We start from the raw sequence: 14,756 nt of genomic DNA on the forward strand, positions 1-14,756 counted from the left end.
AGTTACATGGACGACGCCATCTGGGATCTCCCCGTTCGGGGGTCGCTGCCCGCCGCACCCGATCCCGCTCTCGTGGCGGGGCTGTCCCGGATCAGCTCGGCCACCGCCTGCGCCAAGCTGCACGCCCAGGGCATCAGGCGCACCTTCATCGAGGGGCCGCGCCCCATCGCGCCGGGCCAGAAGCTGGCCGGACGGGTCCGCACGCTGCAGTTCATGCCGCAGCGCGAGGACATCGCCTCCGGGCTCGGTCAGGAGTACGTCGAACGGCACACGGCCCTGTGGCACGTGCTGGAGGACATCCGGCCCGGCGACGTGCTCGTGGTGCAGGCGTACGGCAGCGCCTACACCGGCTGCTTCGGCGACATGCTGGTCCGCTACTTCAAGCGCAGGGGCGGCGCCGGCATCGTCGTGGACGGCCGGATCAGGGACCTGCCGCGCGTCAGCGGCCTCGGCGTGCCCATCTGGTGCACGGGCGCCACCCCGCACTACGCCTCGCAGGCGGAGCTGTTCCCGTGGGCGTACGACGTGCCCGTGGCCGTCGGCGGCTCGCTCGCGCTGCCCGGCGACCTGTGCGTGGCCGACGACGACGGCGCCGTGGTGGTGCCGCTGCGGCGGGCCGCGTCGGTGCTGGAGGCCGCGGCCGACCACGAGCAGTGGGAGCTCTTCAGCCGCGGCCGCATCGAGGAGGGCGCGACCCTTTCCGACTACTACCCCCTCACCCCCGAGACCCGCGCCGAGTTCGAACGGTGGCGGGATGTTAAGGAGAGCCAGTGATCCTCAGGTCCATAGGCGCGGTGGTCTTACTGCTGGGCGGCTTGACGGCTCCTACGCCGGCCACGGCCGCCGCCAAGACCTGCGACTTCTACGTGTCCCCGTCCGGCGGCGAACGCGCCGACGGCAGCGAGAAAAGGCCGTGGAAGTCCATCGAGCAGGCCCGTGACCAGCTCAGGACGAAGAAGAACCTGACGAACTGCGACGTCGTCGTCAACGTCAAGGCCGGCGACTACGTGGTCGACAAGACCATCGAGTTCACCGAGGCCGACTCGGGCCGCGACGGCCACAAGATCACCTATCGCAGCGCCGACGGGCCGGGCAAGGCCCGCCTGCTCGGTGCCAGGCCGCTGACGGGCTGGCAGAAGTACAAGGACAACATCTACAAGACCAAGGTCGACCGTACCTTCTACACCCTGTTCGAGGACGGCGCCCGCGCCACCACCGCCCGCCACCCCAACCGCACCGCCGACGACCTGTGGTCGCCCTACCTGTTCTCGGTGACGCCGGAGGCGGAGTACCAGGCCCAGCACACCTGGCTGTTCTTCGACCCCAAGGACATCCCGCAGGAGTGGGACCCCGACTTCGACAAGAACTCCCAGATCGTGGTCTGGTCGGGCGGCTCGTGGAGCTGGTTCAGCGACACCATCCCGCTGGGCGGCGCCGACTTCCGCAAGAACTTCTTCACCTTCAACTACTCCTCCCGGTTCGCGCTGGTCAACAGCCGCAGCGGCTCGCGTTACTTCCTGCAGAACACGCTGCGCTTCCTCGACCAGCCGGGTGAGTACTACTTCGACTTCGCCAACAGCGAGGTCTACTACTGGCCGAAGACCTCGATCGACAAGGTCATGGCGCCCACCGTCAAGACCCTCGTCTCGCTCAAGGGCTCCTCGCCGGACCAGCGGGTGCGCAACCTCGCCTTCGACGGGCTCGCCCTGCAGTACTCCGACTTCGTCGACTGGTACCGGTACGGGTGGAACGACGCGGGCGACTCCGGCGTCGTGCACAAGTACCCCGTCTACGACCGGCAGATCGAGCTGCCTCGCAACCGGTTCGGCATGATCACGCTGGAGAACACCCGCGACATCGACCTGAGCAGGCTGAGCATCTCCGACAGCGGCTACACGGGCGTCTTCATGCTCTTCGCCAACGAACGGGTCAAGGTGAGCGACAGCCTGCTGGCCAACCTCGGCGGCGACGGCATCAAGGTGGAGGGCGGCTATCCCGGCGAAGGGGACATCTCCGGCCACCACACGATCACGAACACGTACATCGACCACGTCGGCGAGCTGGTGCCCGGCGACGCGTCCGGCATCGAGCTGATGAGCACCGGCCACAACACGGTCAGCAACGTCGTGGTCAAGCACAGCGCCCGCTACGGCATCAGCCTGGAGGTCCGCCCCGAGATCGCCAACGCCGACAACTACGCCCGCGGCAACCGCTTCTCCTACATCCGCCTGGAGGAGACCGGCCTGGACAGCGGTGACATGGGCGCCTTCTACACCTACGGCGTGCACAACATCGAGCCGCACCCGATCGACAACTACGTGGACCAGATGGTGATCGGGGACGTGATCAACGACCCCGCCGGGCAGATGCCCGACTCCGGGACGCGCGGCGTGCACATGGACGCCGGCGGCTGCGGGTTCGCCATCAGCAACGTGCAGGTGGGCAAGGTCAGCGACCAGAAGTACCAGGCCTACCAGTGCAACGAGGTGAGCAACTCCGACTGGCAGGACGGGTTCGACAGCTCGAAAATGGAGTACGACAAGATCGGCGTCACGAGCGCGTTCCCGTACCCGATCCCGGCCTGATTCGTGGGGGCGCCGGGCCGGCCCGGCGCCCCCGTCCCACCGGCGACCCCCCTGTCAGGAACGGCTTCCTGGAGCGCCCGTGAACGACCCGACCCGGCACGATCTCCCTCCGTCTGAGCCGCCCCACACTTTTCCGCTGACGCGCCGTGGTTTTCTCTCGCTCGGCGTCCTCGCCCCCGCCTTCCTGGGTGCTGTCCCGGGCCCGGCCTCTCCCGCCGTCTCGGCCGGCCGGTTCGCCCGGCCGCCGGTGGGTGTGCGGCCGATGGTGCGGTGGTGGTGGCCGGACGGGCACGTCGATCCGGCCGAGATCCGGCGTGAGGTGGACCAGCTCGCCGACGCCGGCTTCGGCGGCGCGGAGATCGCGGCCGTGCACCACAGCATCCGCGACAAGTCCCTGCTCGACCCGGCCGGACACGGCTGGGGCACCCCCGCGTGGAACGCCGGCGTCGAGGCCGCGCTGGACCAGGCGGCCAGGCGCGGGCTGTCGATCGACCTGACCATCGGCCCCTCCTGGCCCGCCGCCGTGCCCACGATCACCCCCGGCCACCCAGCGGCGGCCAAGGAGCTGGCCCACGGATCCGTCGCGGTGGCCGCCGGCGCCACCTACGCGGGGCCGGTCCCGCCGCCCGCCATCGATGGCGAGCCCGTCCGTGAGCTGCTGCTGGTCCAGGCGGCCAGGATCGAACCGGCCCATTCCACCCGCGACGAGACCGGCCTCGACCCCTCCTCCGTCACCACCGTCCCGGTGAACGGGGACAACGTCACGTGGACCGCGCCCGCCGAGGGCGAGTGGCTGCTGATCTCCTACTGGCAGCGCGGCACCGGCCAGCGCCCCGAGTCCGGCCCGCACACCGCGCCCGAGTCCTACGTCGTGGACCACTTCAGCCGGGCCGGCACCCAGGCGGTGATCGACTTCTGGACGTCCGAGCTGCTCACCCCTGCCGTGCGCGGCCTGCTGCGGCGTTCGGGCGGGGCGCTGTTCGAGGACTCCATCGAGATCGAGAGCGACGCGCTGCCGTGGACGCCGGACCTGCCCGCCGAGTTCGAGCGGCGGCGCGGGTACGCGCTGGCGCCCTATTTGCCGGTGGTCATGCTGGCGGACGAGGACCCGGTCTTCGCCTACGATCCCGTCCTGACCCGGCACGCCCGCAAGGACTTCTGGGACACGGTCTCCGAACTGCTCAACGAGCACCACTTCATCCGGCTGCGCGACTGGGCGCACTCGCTGGGGCTGCGGCTGCGGGCGCAGCCGTACGGGCTGCGGACCGACGCCATCGAGGCGGCGGCCATCCTCGACGTGCCGGAAGGCGAGTCGCTGGGCTTCAAGAACCTCGACGACTACCGCTGCCTGGCCGGAGGCCGGGATCTGGCGGGCGGTGAGGTGCTGTCCTGCGAGGCGGGGGCGTACCAGGGCGGGGCCTACACGACGACCTGGCGCAAGCTGCTGCTGACGATGAGCGGGGCGTACGCGGCCGGGCTCAACCAGACGGTGCTGCACGGCTTCTCGTACGCGAGCGCGCCGGGGGCGGCGTGGCCGGGGTTCGCGGCGTTCACGCCGTACGACGGCAAGGCGGGGTACGCGGAGTCGTGGGGGCCGCGCCAGCCGACCTGGACCCACATCCACGACATTTCCCGATATTTCGCGCGAATTCATTTGATCATGCAACAGGGAGTGCCGCGCGTGGACGTGGCCGTGCTGCGGCAGACCGGCTACACCAAGACCGGGATCGGCGCCTCCTGGTTCACCGCGAGCGGCGTGCCCACCGGGTGGACCCACCAGTTCGTCAGTGGCCCCCTGCTCGACCTCCCCACGGCCCGGGTCAGGGAGGGGCGGCTGGGCGGGCCCGCGTACAAGGCGCTGTTCGTCGAGGGCGACCGCTTCTACGCCGGCGAGTGCACGATGACGCTCGCGACGGCCCGGCGGCTGCTGGAGCTGGCTCGCGCGGGCCTGCCCGTCGTCCTGCTCGGCGACTGGTCGGCGGCCTCGGTGCCCGGCGTGCCGCGCGACGGCGACGACGACGAACGGCTCCGCGCCCTCGTCGCGTCGCTGACCGCCGAGCCCACGGTGCGGACGATCGCGGCCCAGACGGACGTGCCCGCCGCGCTCGCCTCGCTCGGCGTGCGTCCCGACGTCCGGTACGCGACGCCGTCCACGCTGCTCACCCTGCGCCGGGTGGACGGGGAGGTGGACTACTACTACCTGTGCAACGGCAGGCACCAGGAGAACGTGAAGCCTCCCGTCGCCCCGATCGACCACGAGGTCACGCTGGCCCGCGCCGATCGTGACGGGGTGCCGTACCTGCTGGATCCGTGGACGGGACGGGTCACGCGGGTCGCGCTGTACGCGGACGACGGGGACGAGGGGGTGCGCCTGCGGGTCGCCCTGCGCACCGGCCAGGCCCGGATCATCGCCATCGCCCGCCCCGGCCTGTTCAGCACGCACCCCTCGCCCGGATCGCCCGGATCGTCGGCTTCGTTCAACACGTCGGGCTCGTCCGGCTCCGGCCCTTCCGACTCGCCCGACTCGCCCGACTCGTCCGACTCGCCCGCCGACAGGACGATGGGTGCCCGTACGCACGCCACCAGCACCGACGCCGACCAGGTGACCTTCTCCCCCGCCGGACGCCTGCTCGTCCGCGCCGCCCGGCCCGGCACCTACACCACCACCCTGTCCGACGGCCGCACCGTCACCACCGTCATCGGCCCCGTCGCCGCCCCCGTCGAGCTCACCTCGTGGCGGCTGCGGGTCGAGTCCTGGGGCCCCGGACCAGCGGGAACGGCGAAGACGGTGCACACGGTGCGCCTCGACCGCCTGGTCCCCTGGCCGGAGATCCCCGAGCTGGCCGACGCCTCGGGGGTGGGGACGTACACGGCGCGGCTGGACTGGGACGGCTCGCCGGCGTACCTGGAGCTGGGCGAGGTCACCGACACCTGCCGGGTCACCGTCAACGGCCGCCGGCTCGACCCGGTGGACCAGCTCCACCCGGTGATCGATCTCGGCTCCCGTCTCCGGCGCGGCTCCAACACCGTCGAGGTGGAGGTGGCGACCCCGCTCGGCAACCGGCTCAGGGTGGCCGATCCGGAGGTCTACGGCGGGCTGACCCGCCAGCCGTACGGTCTGCTCGGCCCGGTCAGGCTGGTGCCGTACGGGGAGGCCGCCGCCGGCTGAACGGACCGCCGGATCAACCTTTCGCGCTCCGAACGGGGCCGGCCGGATCGACGCTTCGTAATCGTGACGGCCGAATCGCGTGACGTTTCCCGGTCCGGCCGCACGGTAATGTTGACGTTTCGCGGCCGGACGCGCGCATTCGGTAACGCATGGCGCGTGCTTTCTTCCCCGAACCGACCGTATCGAGCCCTCCGCGTGGAATAGCCGCGAAAGACGGAATGGCCGGCCGAAAACCGGCCATTGCCGTCTCCATACGGGTTGCGGGCGGTCTGCTCACCCCCTAATGTTTCTGACACATCTTCACGTGCTCGGAAAATCCGGTGGTTAAGAGCCGGCACAGGTAAGGGCCCGGCGCAGAGTCCGCATCATGGGGGCATGAATGGCACTCGGACCAGACGCGGTCGCCGCCGCGACGGCGAGGTCATGAGCGTACGGGCCTGGCCCGGAACCCGCGTACGCCTCAAGGTCGAGGCTTCCGCCGAGGAGGGTACCCAGGCACCCGACTGAGGAGAGTCCAGTCGGAAGGGATTTCGGCGACACCACAGAACCGGCGAATTAACCGCGCGTTGATACGCAGGAAAATGTCGTTTCATTCAGGAGGTTTGCAGTTCTCATGGCTTCGTACTACGAGCAGGTCGGCGCTTCGACCATTCGCGACGTGGTCGACCGCTTCTATGTGGTCGTGCTTGACGACGCCGAGCTCAAGCCGTATTTCGACGGCGTCGACATGGTCCGGCTCAAGCGGCACATGGTCATGCTGCTGTGTTCCGTCCTCGGTGGCCCGGAAGTTTACGAAGGCCACGACCTGGGCGACGCCCACCGCGGAATGGGCGTCACCGGCGAGCATTACGAGCGGGTCGGCCAGATCCTGGTCACCGTGCTGCGCGAGGACTTCGGCGCCGACGACGGCCTCATCGAGCATGTCGCCACCGTGCTGGGCCAGGTGCGCGGCTCCATCGTGGAAAAGCCCGTAGGGGCAGCGGGATAAGTGGACACGCAAGCCCTGAAGGGCAGCTGGCAGCTGGTCGCCCAGTCGGGTGACCAGGTGCCGCTGTTCTTCTACTCCGCCTTATTCCTCATGTACCCGGAGACCCGCGCCCTGTTCCCGGTGTCCATGGCCACCCAGCGCGACCGGCTCGTCAACGCGCTGGGGCACGTCGTCAGCAACGTCGACCGGGTGAACGAGGTGGTGCCGTTCCTCCAGCAGCTCGGCCGCGACCACCGCAAGTTCGCCGTGGTCGCCCAGCACTATCCGGCCGTCGGGCAGGCGCTGCTCGCGACGCTGGAGCACTTCCTCGGCGACCGCTGGACGCCGGCCCTGGCGCGTGACTGGACGGCGGCGTACGGGCTGGTCGCGAAGGTGATGACCGAGGCGGCCGAGGAGTCCTCAGCCGTCACGCCTCCCTGGTGGGAGGGCGAGATCATCCTGCACGAGGAGCGCGCGCCCGGCATCGCGGTCATCCGCGCCCGCCTGAACTACCAGTACGCCTTCCGCGCCGGCCAGTCCGCCTCCATCTCGGTCGCGCTGCGGCCGAAGCTGTGGCGCTTCTACTCCTTCGCCAACGCCCCGCGCCGCGACAACACGATCGACCTGCACGTACGCGTGGTCGACGGCGGCGTGGTCAGCACCGCCCTGGTCCACGGGGCGCAGCGCGGTGACATCCTCAAGGTCGGCGCCCCGGTGGGCGACCGGCTGACGCTCGGCCAGAACCAGTCCAAAGAGCTCCTGCTCATCGCGGGCGGCACCGGTCTGGCGCCGCTCAAGGCGCTGGTCGAGCAGGTGGCGTACGAGGGCCCGCCCCGGGGCGTCCGCCTCTTCGTCGGCGCCAGGACCTCCCGCGAGCTGTACGACCTCGAGGCCCTGTCCAAGATGGAGGCCGAGAACCCCTGGCTGAGCGTGGTGCCCGTCGTGTCCCGCGACGCCTTCTACAGCGGTGAGCACGGCCATGCCGTGGACGTCGCGCTGAAGGCGTGGCGCGGCCAGGACGTCTTCGTCTGCGGCTCCGAGGAGATGGTGCAGAACTCCGTCGCCCGGCTCCTCGACGCCGGCGTGCCGCCCGAGCTGATCCGCTTCGACGAGTTCACCACAGCTGGAGGTAGGGAGCCGTGACGGCAGAGACGCCATGGGGAGAGCGCCCGTCGAACGACCAGCGGCGCCTCACCCCTGATCGCGTGCGGAACAAGGACTTCTCCCGCACCAAGCTCGGGCACCGCGGATACAGCGAGGACGAGGTACGGGCCTTCCTGTATCGCGTGGCCGACGACATCGCCACCGGCGACATGGAGAAGGCCGACCTGCGCGCCGAGGTCGAACGGCTGAAGAACTGGTACAAGGAACGCGGCACCGACGTCGACAACTCCGGCGCCAAGAAGCTGAACGTCGACGCGGTCAACCTGCTGTCGCGCGCCCAGCAGACCGCCGACGCCCAGATCGCCGAGGCCGAGGACTACGCCCGCCGCCTGGTGGGCCAGGCGCGCCACCAGTACGAGCAGATCCTGCACGAGGCGCAGCAGCGGGCGGAGGAGGCCGGCAACCAGGCGGTCAACGTCTACCGGTCGAGCGGCGCGCAGCAGTCGGCCGACGCCGAGGAACTCGAACGGCGGATCGCCTACCTGCGCACGTTCGCGGAGGTCACGCAGGTCCAGTTGCGGGCGGTGCTGGAAGGGCTGACGAACGAGGTGAACAAACTCGGCAAACTCCCGGACACGGGCCGGCCCGCCGCGTACTCCTCATCGGGCCAGGACTGAGCCGGCACAGCCTCACGCGGCCTGGACGGCCCGGCTTCACCTCGCGCGGCCCTGAAGGGACCGGTGGACCGTAAGCTGTGCTCGTGAGAGCCGGGGTGGGACGAGCATGGTGACGCGCAACGACGTGGCGCGCCTGGCGGGCACCTCCCCCGCCGTGGTCAGCTATGTGATCAACAACGGGCCCAAGCCCGTCTCCGAGGCGGCCAGGCGACGGGTGCTGGCGGCGGTGGCGGAGCTCGGCTACCGGCCCAACGCGGTGGCCAGGTCGCTGCGTGCCCGCCGTACGTGGACCATCGGCGTGATCGCCTCCGGCAACACCGGCGGCACCAGCCCGTTCTTCAGCCAGTTCACCCGGGCCTGCGAGGAGGTGGCCTGGCAGCGGGGCTACTCGGTGCTGCTGGGCAACTCCGCCGAGGACCCGATGCGGGCGGAGGGCTACGTCAGGCGCTTCATGGAGCACCAGGTGGACGGGCTGGTGCTGATGCGCGTACCCATCACGCCTGAGCGGGCCGAGGAGATGCGGGGCCGCGTCCCGGTCGTCACCATCGACCATACGGCGCCGCCCCACTTCTCCCGGCTGGCGGTGGACGACGAGGAGGGCGGCTACCAGGCCACCCGCCACCTCGTCCAGCACGGCCATCGGCGGATCGGCTACATCGGCGGCCCTCTCGACATCACCCCCGTCCGCCTCAGAGCCATCGGCCGGCGACGAGCCCTGCGCGAGTCCGCCCTCCTCCCGCCCGGACCGGCGACGAGCCCGCTCACCCCGGCCGAACCGACGGCGGCCGACCTGAGGGCGGACGACCTGATCGCGGAGGGGGAGTTCAGCCTGGAGGGCGGCTATGACGCGGCGCTGCGCCTGCTCTCCTCGGCCGAGCGCCCCACGGCCCTGTTCGCCTCCATAGACACCCAGGCCATCGGCGCCATGCGCGCCGCCGCCGACCTCGGGCTCCGGGTGCCGCAGGACGTGGCGGTGGTGGGGTTCGACGGGGCGAGGGAGGCGGCGTACACGGTGCCCGGCCTGACCACGATCAGCCAGCCGATAGCCGAGATGGCCCGCCGCGCCACGGAAACCCTGGTGGCGGCGATCGAGAAGGAGAACGAGGAGCCCCTGACGGAGATCTTCTCCGCCACCCTGGTCACCCGAGGCTCCTGCGGCTGCCCGGAACCCCGCCTCCACCGCTGAACCCCACGTCCATGCCGCCCCGATCCCGGCCGAAGACTGCTCAGTGAGAGGCGATCCGGCCCCGCGGAGCGACGAGCCGCCTTCGCGGGAAAACGTCGGTCGATCGAGGTAATCTGCCTGTCGTAGTGATGCGGCCCGACGGGCTTCCGCGGATCGGCTGATCTCCGGACACGCCCCCATACCGCACGAGTCTCTCGTGCTGCCTGGGGGTAGGTCCGTGACGGCGTTTCGGCACTCCGCCGAAAGCCTGGTCAAGCTCGTGACCAGTGCTTCGATCCCCGAGCGGCGGCTCAGCGAGGCCATCGCGGAGCACCTCGGGAGGACCGCGCACATCAGCCCCTCCCCCGCGGAGTCGCGATCCTGGGACCGCAGCCTTCCCGTGCTCGCACGTGACCTGCTCGACGCCGGGCTGGGCGCGGTCGAGATGCTCATCGAATACCAGCTTCCGCTGACCAGCAAGCGCGCCGACGTCGTGCTCGCGGGCGTGAACCCGCACACCGGGCGCGACGCCTACATGGTGGTGGAGCTCAAGCAGTGGAGCCAGGCTGAGCTGTACGAGGACGATCCCGAGCTCGTGCTGGTGGAGGGATGGCCGGGCGCTCCCCGGCTGCATCCGGCGCTCCAGGTGCAGGGCTACTGCGATTACCTCGCCGACTTCACCGAGGTGCTCGATGGGCGCGACGACGCCCTCACCGGTGTGGCGTACCTGCACAACGCGGCCGACCCGGACGTACGGGATCTGTACCCGGCGGCGGGCGATGGGCGGGCCCGGATGTTCTCCAGAAGCCGGCGCGCGGACTTCCTCCGGTTCCTGCGTGACCAGTTCGCGCCGCGACCCGGCACCGACGCCGCCGACCGCTTACTCGAAAGTGCGATCCGTCCGTCGAAGCGGTTGCTCGCGCTCGCGGCCCAGGAGATCAAGGAACGGGAGCAGTTCGTCCTCCTCGCCGAGCAGCGTCTGGCCTACGAACTCGTCCAGCACGCCGTCGAGCGGGCACGGCGGGCGGGTGCCAAGGAGGTCGTCATCGTCACCGGCGGGCCGGGCAGCGGCAAGAGCGTCATCGCCCTATCCCTGCTGGGCGAGTTGTCGCGGCAGGGGCGAGCCGTCCTGCACGCCACCGGGTCCCGTTCGTTCACCGAGACGCTGCGACGGGTGCCTGGCAGGGGATCGTCGAAGGTGAAGAGCCTGTTCAAATACTTCAACGGCTTCACGAAGGCCCGTCCCAACGACCTCGACGTGCTGATCTGCGACGAGGCCCATCGGATCCGGGAGACCTCGCAGACCCGCTACACCGCCGCCCATCTGCGCGGCGACCGCCGCCAGATCGACGAGCTCATCGACGCGGCGCGGGTGCCGGTCTTCCTGCTCGACGAGCATCAGGTCGTACGGCCTGGGGAGATGGGCACCGTCGCCGAGATCAGGGCGCACGCGCGGGCTCGCGGGGTGCGCGTCCAGGAGATCTCCCTCGGCGAGCAGTTCCGCTGCGGCGGCAGCCGCGCCTACGAGAACTGGGTGCTGCGCCTGCTCGGGCTGGGACCCGGCCTCCCCGAAGTGTGGACGGGGGACGATCACTTCACGGTCGCCGCGGTCGATTCGCCCCGGAGACTCGAAGACCTGCTCCGCTCGAAGCTGGACGCGGGCTACTCCGCTCGGATGACGGCCGGTTTCTGCTGGCCGTGGAGCGAGCCGCGCAAGGACGACACGCTCGTCCACGACGTCAGGATCGGCGACTGGACCCGCCCCTGGAACGTCAAGGGCGACCGAGCCGTGGGCCAGGCTCCCGCGAGCGCGCTGTGGGCGACCATGGACGGCGGTTTCGAGCAGGTCGGCTGCGTCTACACGGCTCAGGGCTTCGAGTACGACTACAACGGCGTGATCATCGGGCCCGATCTGGTCGCGCGGAACGGCCGGCTGATCACGGTCAGAGCGGCGAGCAGGGACCCGGCTCTCACTCGCGGCACCGATGACGAGGAGGCCGACCGCTTGATCAGGAACACCTACAAGGTCCTGCTGACCCGCGGAATGCTCGGCACTCTCCTCTACTCGGCCGACGCCGAGACCCAGACGTTCCTGAGGCGGCTGCTGCCCGCCGCATAGCTCAGCACCACTGTCAGAAGCGGCCCGACGGGCTTCCGGTGATCCGGACACGCCCCCACACCGCACGAATCACTCGTGCCTTGGGGGTATCGCATGGCCAAGCCACCCGCACCCGCCTACGTGGGGTCGGTGGACCAGCTCTTCGCCGCGTTGACGGCGCCCACCTCGGAGATGGAGAAGGCGTTCACCGCCTCGCTCGCCGAGGCGACGAAGCGTCAGACGGGGCGACCGGCGACCAAGAGCCAGCTGCGGGCGTGGACCAACAGCGTGTCCGCGCTGGTCCGGGACCTGCGCGACGCCGGGCTCGGCCGGATCGAGGTGATGCTCGAATATCCAATGCCCCACAACAGGCGCAGTTCGGCGGACGCCGTGCTCGCCGGCACCGATCGGCGCACGGGCAAGGATCTGTTCGTGGTCGTCGAGCTCAAGCAGTGGAGCGAGGCCGAGCTGTACGAGGAGGACGAGAAGCTGGTGGTCGTGCCGGGCAGCCGGAACGAGTACGACACCCATCCCGTCATCCAGGTGTCCGGCTACCGCCGCCGGCTCGTGGAGAACTGCAGCGCGCTGGACGGGGATCCGCAAGCCGTGGAAGGCGTCGTCTACCTGCACAACGCGACCCGGCACAGCGTGCGCGACCTGTTCAAGCTGGCCCTGGACGAGAACGTGCGGCTTTACACGAAGACGGAGCGCAGCGCGTTCATCGACTACCTCAGCGGCCGCTTCGGTGACGGCGAAGGACGGCAGGCGGCGGAGCGACTGCTCAACGGACGGGTCCAGCCGAATCAGCCGCTGCTCAAGAAAGCCGCGGAGGTGCTCAAGGGCCGGGACGCCTTCATCCTCCTCGACCAGCAGCAGACGGCGTTCGACATCGTTCGCCACGCGGTCGAGAGCGCCTTCGCCGCGAACACCAAACGCGTCGTGACCATCACCGGCGGTCCCGGCAGCGGCAAGACCGCGGTGGCCATGGAGCTCCTGCGCCACATGACCCAGGACAAGCGCAAGACGTGGTACGCCACCGGGTCCAGGGCCTTCACCGAGACGATGCGCCGCTTCGTCACGGGCGGCGACAAAGAGCTGCGGAACCTCTTCAGGTACTTCAACGACTTCGCGCAGGCGCGCCCCAACGAGGCCGAGATCCTGATCGCCGACGAGGCTCATCGCGCCCGGCTGAAGTCCTTCGACCGTTTCCGCAGGGAGAAGTGCAGTGACAACCCGCAGATCGAGGACCTGATCAACGCCGCCCGGGTGCCTGTCTTCTTCCTCGACGAACATCAGGTGGTCAAGCCCGGTGAGGTGGGCACCCTGGCCGCCATCAAGGCTCACGCCCAGCGGCTGAACGTGCGCCACCACCACATCTCGCTCGAAGGTCAGTGGCGGTGCGGCGGCAGTGTCGCCTACGACCTGTGGGTCCGGCGGCTGCTCGGTCTCGGTGGCGAGGACGCGGAGTGGGACGGCGACGCCCTGCCCGAGCCGTGGGAAGGGGACGAGAATTTCGAGGTGATCGTGGCCGAGTCGCCGGCCCACATGGAGTCCGTGCTCGGGGCCAAGCTCGCCGACGGCTGGACCGCGCGGATGACCGCCGGCTACTGCTGGCCGTGGAGCAAACCGAACGCGGACAAGAGCCTGGTCCCCGACGTGAAGATCGACGGCTGGGAACATCCCTGGAACGCCAACAGCACCTCCAGGGTCGGGCAGGCGCCGCCGAGTCACATCTGGGCGACCTCCCCGGGCGGCTTCGGCCAGGTCGGCTGCGTCTACACCGCCCAAGGGCTGGAGTTCGACTGGGCCGGCGTGATCATCGGGCCCGATCTCCTCGCTCGCGGCGGGCGGATGGTCCCCGACCGCGCGGGCAGCCACGACAAGGATCTGACGAAGTCGACCGTGACCCACGAGCAGTTCGACCGGCTCGTCCGCAACACCTACAAGGTGCTCCTGACCCGAGGGCTCGCGGGGGTGGTGCTCTACGCGGTCGATTCCGAGACCCAGGAGTTCCTACACAAGCTCGTGGACGGGCCGCCGGCCTGACCGGCTGACCGGAAAGGGCCTGCGACGTCGGTCAGGCCGGAGTGGTGGCGGAGATGATGCGGTGGACGATCTCCTGGGCCACTCGTTCCGCCGGCGCGGCCGTGGTGATGCGGGTGCGGCCGCCTCCTGCTGCGAAGCTGCTGGTCCCGTCCGGCTCCACCGTCACCCGGCCTTCCGGGCTGAACGTGAACAGGTCCGGTGCGAGCAGGGTCAGCACCGTGATCGGGTCGTGCGGGCAGTTCCACTCCTCGTTCCAGAACCGCCACCACTGCTCGATCTCCGCCTTCAGCGCCTCCCCCAGCGGCCCGGCCGCGGCGATGGCGGCGACGTCGGTGGCGTCCAGCCGGACGGTGGTGGTGATCTCCAGGCCGGTCACCGTGATCGGCGCGCCGGAGCCGAAGACGACGGCCGCCGCCTCCGGGTCGCACTTGAGGTTGTGCTCGGGCTCGGCGACGTCGAAGCGGCCGCCCATGATCCACAGGTGCCGTACGTCGCGGGCGAAGGTGGGAGCGGAGGTGATCGCCTTGGCGATGTTGGTGAGGGGGCCGACCGCGACCACGTCCACCTCGCCGGGCGCGGCGGTGACCCGGTCGACGAGGTACGCCACCGCGTCCCCCGGGTCGGCGGTCTCCGTGTCCAGGTCGCTGAACAGCCGGCCCTCGTGCCCCGCCCACCAGACGGGCCTGCCGGTCAGGGTCTCGGCGGCGCCGGGGACGACGGTCAGGGAACGGCCGGCCAGGCTGGCCAGGCGCTTGGTCAGGCGGGCCCTGAGCAGCGTGTCTCCGTACACGGTGGTGGCACCGAGCAGGTCCGCCTCCGGCGAGCCGAGCAGGACGGCGAGTGCCAGCGCGTCGTCCACGTCGGAGCCGATGTCGGTGTCGAAGACGACGTGGGTGGGGGTCCGGGCAGTCATGGAGACCTTTCGTGGAATGAGTATGGGTGGTC

Annotated in this window: 11 protein-coding genes; 10 read left to right on the top strand and 1 reads right to left on the bottom strand. The window is 70.1% G+C overall.

Features of this window, described 5'->3' with window-relative positions; translation table 11 throughout:
• Nucleotides 1–6 precede the first annotated feature (6 nt).
• From AB0C27_RS01640 to AB0C27_RS01685, 10 genes are all read left to right on the top strand, one after another.
• On the top strand, nucleotides 7–774 hold the full coding sequence (locus AB0C27_RS01640; protein ID WP_357836174.1) for a hypothetical protein: 768 nt from the start codon (nucleotides 7–9) through the stop codon (nucleotides 772–774).
• Nucleotides 771–2,585, top strand: a complete 1,815-nt coding sequence (locus AB0C27_RS01645; RefSeq protein WP_357836177.1) for a right-handed parallel beta-helix repeat-containing protein — start codon at nucleotides 771–773, stop codon at nucleotides 2,583–2,585. The genes AB0C27_RS01640 and AB0C27_RS01645 overlap by 4 nt, the downstream gene beginning before the upstream one ends.
• Nucleotides 2,586–2,847: 262 nt before the next feature.
• Nucleotides 2,848–5,754 carry a glycosyl hydrolase gene (locus AB0C27_RS01650; RefSeq protein ID WP_357836180.1) on the top strand — a complete coding sequence of 969 codons (2,907 nt, stop codon included), beginning with the start codon at nucleotides 2,848–2,850 and terminating at the stop codon, nucleotides 5,752–5,754.
• A 375-nt stretch (nucleotides 5,755–6,129) separates the two neighbouring features.
• Entirely contained in the window at nucleotides 6,130–6,261 is a 132-nt protein-coding gene (locus AB0C27_RS01655; RefSeq protein ID WP_357836182.1) for a hypothetical protein, read from the top strand.
• Nucleotides 6,262–6,367: 106 nt separating this feature from the next.
• Nucleotides 6,368–6,742, top strand: coding sequence for a group 1 truncated hemoglobin (locus tag AB0C27_RS01660; protein ID WP_357836185.1), 375 nt, complete (start codon nucleotides 6,368–6,370; stop codon nucleotides 6,740–6,742).
• On the top strand, nucleotides 6,743–7,864 hold the full coding sequence (locus AB0C27_RS01665; RefSeq protein ID WP_346111205.1) for a globin domain-containing protein: 1,122 nt from the start codon (nucleotides 6,743–6,745) through the stop codon (nucleotides 7,862–7,864).
• Nucleotides 7,861–8,502 (top strand): DivIVA domain-containing protein, encoded by a 642-nt coding sequence (locus AB0C27_RS01670; protein WP_357836188.1) that lies wholly within the window; start codon nucleotides 7,861–7,863, stop codon nucleotides 8,500–8,502. Before AB0C27_RS01665 ends, AB0C27_RS01670 begins: the two co-directional genes overlap by 4 nt.
• 106 nt (nucleotides 8,503–8,608) lie before the next feature.
• Complete coding sequence (locus AB0C27_RS01675; RefSeq protein WP_357836191.1) at nucleotides 8,609–9,688, top strand: LacI family DNA-binding transcriptional regulator; 1,080 nt, start codon at nucleotides 8,609–8,611, stop codon at nucleotides 9,686–9,688.
• Nucleotides 9,689–9,905: 217 nt separating this feature from the next.
• Nucleotides 9,906–11,786: a DUF2075 domain-containing protein gene (locus AB0C27_RS01680; RefSeq protein WP_357836194.1), complete on the top strand. Its 1,881-nt coding sequence runs from the start codon at nucleotides 9,906–9,908 to the stop codon at nucleotides 11,784–11,786.
• A 93-nt stretch (nucleotides 11,787–11,879) separates the two neighbouring features.
• Complete coding sequence (locus AB0C27_RS01685) at nucleotides 11,880–13,811, top strand: DUF2075 domain-containing protein (RefSeq protein WP_357836197.1); 1,932 nt, start codon at nucleotides 11,880–11,882, stop codon at nucleotides 13,809–13,811.
• Between the two features lie 31 nt (nucleotides 13,812–13,842).
• On the opposite strand, the gene AB0C27_RS01690 is transcribed toward AB0C27_RS01685, so the two are convergent.
• Nucleotides 13,843–14,724 carry a nucleoside hydrolase gene (locus AB0C27_RS01690; RefSeq protein WP_357836200.1) on the bottom strand — a complete coding sequence of 294 codons (882 nt, stop codon included), beginning with the start codon at nucleotides 14,722–14,724 and terminating at the stop codon, nucleotides 13,843–13,845.
• Nucleotides 14,725–14,756: the final 32 nt, after the last annotated feature.

The sequence above is a fragment of the Nonomuraea sp. NPDC048882 genome (assembly GCF_040649755.1).
Classification (GTDB): Bacteria; Actinomycetota; Actinomycetes; order Streptosporangiales; family Streptosporangiaceae; genus Nonomuraea; species Nonomuraea maheshkhaliensis.